Source organism: Sphingomonas sp. CCH9-F2, from assembly GCF_001556735.1.
In the GTDB taxonomy this organism is placed as follows: Bacteria; Pseudomonadota; Alphaproteobacteria; order Sphingomonadales; family Sphingomonadaceae; genus Sphingomonas; species Sphingomonas ginsenosidimutans.
Map to the genome: position 1 here is coordinate 1 of NZ_LSJO01000565.1, position 3,634 is coordinate 3,634.

The window sequence follows — 3,634 nt, forward strand, 5'->3', positions numbered from 1 at the left end:
CCAGCATTCATCTCGTGACAGCCCGGAGTACCGCTCCCGCGATTACCCCATGTTTATGTGGTGAAAATCACACAGACCGGCCCGTTTTACGGCTTCGCCGCGAACATTTTGTCTCGACAACGCCACTAAAGTCATATTTATTGTCTCCAACAAACAGGGGAGGCAGTTATGGCGCAGATTCGGAATCACACGCAACGGCTGGCGGCGGCGGCGCTGCTGTCGGGAACGGCACTGGCGCTGTGCGCCACGCCGGCCCTCGCCCAGAGCGAACCCGGCGCGGCCGGTCCCGCCGGTGCGCAGGTCGATACGGCCGGCCCCACCGCCGGCCCTGCGGCGGGCGACGACATCGTCGTCACCGGCATCCGCGCCAGCCTGGCCAGCGCGCTGGAACTGAAGCGCGACACCGTCGGCATCGTCGATGCGATCTCCGCCAAGGACATCGGCGAGTTCCCCGACGCCAACATCGCCGAATCGCTGCAGCGCATCACCGGCGTGTCGGTGGATCGCGTCAACGGCGAAGGGCGCGGCATCACCGTCCGCGGACTGGGACCGGAATTCAACACCGTGCTGCTCAACGGCCGGCTGCTGTCGACGGAAGGCGGCGGCCGCTCCTTCTCCTTCGACATCCTGTCGTCGGAACTCATCACCGGCGCGGAAGTCTACAAATCGTCCGAGGCGCGGCTTCAGGAAGGCGGCATCGGATCGACCGTGATCCTGCGTACCGCGCGCCCGACCGATCGCGCCGGCTTCCACATGGCGGGCAGCGTCGCCGGTCGCCACGACAATACCTCCGATCGCATCACCCCGGTCGTATCGGGCGTCATCAGCGCCTCGAACGAGGATCGCACCTTCGGCGTGCTGGCCAGCTTCATCTACGACAAGCGCATCTCGCGGCTGTCGAACGTGTCGACCGACGGCTGGATCACCAACCAGAATATCGACACCAACAACGATGGCGTGAAGGACACCCGCCCGGTCCAGGCGGACGGATCGCGCGCGCAGGGCGTCGCGCTGCCGCGGACGGTCAACTTCACCTCGACCCGTAACGATCGTGAGCGGATCGGCGGCACCTTCGCGGTCGACTATGTCGCATCGGACACGCTGAAATTCGCGTTCGACGCGCTCTATACCCAGCAGAAGACCGCCAGCGTCACGAACCAGCTGGGCTATTACACCGATCCCGACCGGATCACCTCGGCCACGTTCAACGACAACCGCACCGTGACCAGCTTCACGGTGCTGCCCGCGACCGCCACGGCGGGGCTGGCGTCGGACAATATCCTGGCCACCAACCCGCAGAACGCGCGCACCTATCAACTCGGCATCAATGCCGAGTGGAAACCCGCGGAGGCGCTGACGCTGGTCTTCGATGCGGCGCATTCCAATACCCGCAACGATTCCGACCAGCTGTTCTACGTCGTCGGCACGCGCCAGATCGGCGTGACGCCCACCTTCACGCTCGCCGGGCCGGACGGGCTGCCGTCGATCACCAAGACGCTGGCCACCAACGACAAGTCGGCGCCGCGGCTGCACTGCTGCTCGGAACGCGGCGGGCGCAACCGCGATACCGTGAACCAGGCATCGGTCGACGCCACCTGGGACATCGGCACCGTCCTCGACAAGCTGCAGGGCGGCCTGCTGTTCACCAACCGCAAGAAGACCACGGTGGTGCGCGAATCGCCTGAGCCGCTGGGCTGTTTCTATTGCGGCTATCAGGCGCTGGCGCCCGGATCGCTGTTCACCGATTTCACCGCCAACGTGCAGGGCCGCAACCTGACCTGGCTGACCTATGACCGCGACGCGCTGGTCCGCTATTACGGGTCGGACGCGGCGGTGTCGCAGATTTCGGACGTCGACGCGCGCAACCGTTTCCTGGCGGTCTATCGCGGCAACAACAACAGCCTCGACCCGATCGATCGCGATCGCGGCTCGGGCACGGTGCGCGAAAACACCTTCTCCGGTTACCTGCAGGCCAGCTTCAAGGGCGATTTCGGCAGCAGCCGCTGGACCGCGATGGCCGGTGCGCGGCTGGTCCATACCGACGTCTATGCCACCGGCTATTCGGTGACCTTGCTCAACATCATCCAGAACCCCGCCGATCCCACCGCCGCAGTGCCGGTGTACAGCCCGACGGTGCCGGTCGATGCGCGCAACAAATATACCTACATCCTGCCCACGCTGAACTTCCGGCTCGACATCACCGATCAACTGACGGCGCGCCTCGCCGGGTCGCGCACGCTGACGCGGCCGACGCTCAGCCGGCTGGGGCTGTCGCAGGACTTCGTGTTCCGCCCGCCCGCCTCGAACACGGTCAGCGGCGGCAACCCGTTCCTGAAGCCGTTCCTGGCGTGGAACGCCGACGCCTCGCTCGACTATTATTTCAGCCGCACGAGCTACGCGAGCCTCGCGGGCTTCTACAAGAAGCTGGAGAATTTCATCATCTCCGGGCAGCAGCCGGAGGAATATTTCGGGCTGACCTTCCTCGCCAACCGTCCATACAACGCGCAGAAGGGCGACGTGTACGGGCTTGAGGCGGCGATCCAGACCACCTTCGACTTCCTGCCCGCGCCGCTCGACGGCTTCGGTGCCAGCGCCAACTATACGATGGTGAAAAGTTCGATCCGCTTCGACCCGTCGCTCAGCAACCAGTCGTTCAATGTCGAGGGGCTGTCCGACACCGCCAACGTGGTGCTGTTCTACGAAAAGGACGGGTTCCAGCTGCGCGGCGCGTACAACTGGCGCGCGCCGTTCCTGCGCCAGACGTTCGGCCCGCAAAGCCAGCCGGAGAACATCTTCGGCTACGACCAGATCGACCTGAGCGGATCGGCGCGGATCAACAGCAATGTCTCCGCCTTCTTCGAAGTGCTGAACCTCACCAACGCCAAGTTCCGCAGCTATTCGCGGTTCGAGGAACGGCTCATCACCGTGTCCGATCAGGGACGGCGTATCTCGCTGGGACTGCGCGCCAGCTTCTGACCCACGCGACCGGCCGTCGCGATGCCATATGGTATCGCGGCGGCCGGCGCATGCTGGCACGATGCACGCATGACCGCCCCCCTTCCCCAGCAGCTGCCAGATGGCCGCGTCGCGCATGTCCTGACGCTGTCGCACGGCGCGTTGCGGGTGCGGATCACCGATCTGGGCGCCACGATCCTGTCGCTGTCCGCCCCCGATCGGCATGGCGTCGTCGCCAATGTGCTGGTCGGCCCGGATACCCCCGCCGCGCATCCGGCCGGCGGCGGACCCGGCCCCTATGCCTATATGAACGCGACCTGCGGGCGCGTCGCCAATCGCGTCGCGGGCAGCACGATGCCGCTGGACGGCGCCACGATCGCGCTCGCCGCGAACGAGGGGCGCCACCAGCTGCACGGCGGGCCGCACGGCTTCGACCGCGCGATCTGGCGGATCGACGGGGCCGACGCGCGGCAGGCCACGCTGTCGCACGTCAGCCCCGACGGCGATCAGGGCTATCCCGGCGCCTTGACCGCCACGGCCACCTTCACGCTGAAAGACGCCGGGACGCTGTCGATCCGCTACACCGCACGCACCACGCGCGCGACGCACGTGAACCTGGTGTCGCACCTCTATTTCAACCTGTCGGGCATGGCGGGTGCGACGATCCACGATCATCGGC

Annotated in this window: 2 protein-coding genes; both read left to right on the forward strand. The window is 66.1% G+C overall.

Going from position 1 to position 3,634, the window contains the following annotated elements:
* Positions 1 to 168: 168 nt before the first annotated feature.
* Positions 169 to 2,976, forward strand: coding sequence for a TonB-dependent receptor (locus tag AX685_RS15890; RefSeq protein ID WP_066490396.1), 2,808 nt, complete (start codon positions 169 to 171; stop codon positions 2,974 to 2,976).
* A 69-nt stretch (positions 2,977 to 3,045) separates the two neighbouring features.
* Positions 3,046 to 3,634 (forward strand): aldose epimerase family protein (locus AX685_RS15895; RefSeq protein ID WP_443026263.1); only part of this gene is annotated, 589 nt, incomplete at its 3' end.

Bases quoted from the DNA above. Each gene is read 5' to 3' on its own strand.
- AX685_RS15890 (WP_066490396.1), top strand. From the start codon at position 169: ATGGCGCAGATTCGGAATCACACGCAACGGCTGGCGGCGGCGGCGCTG.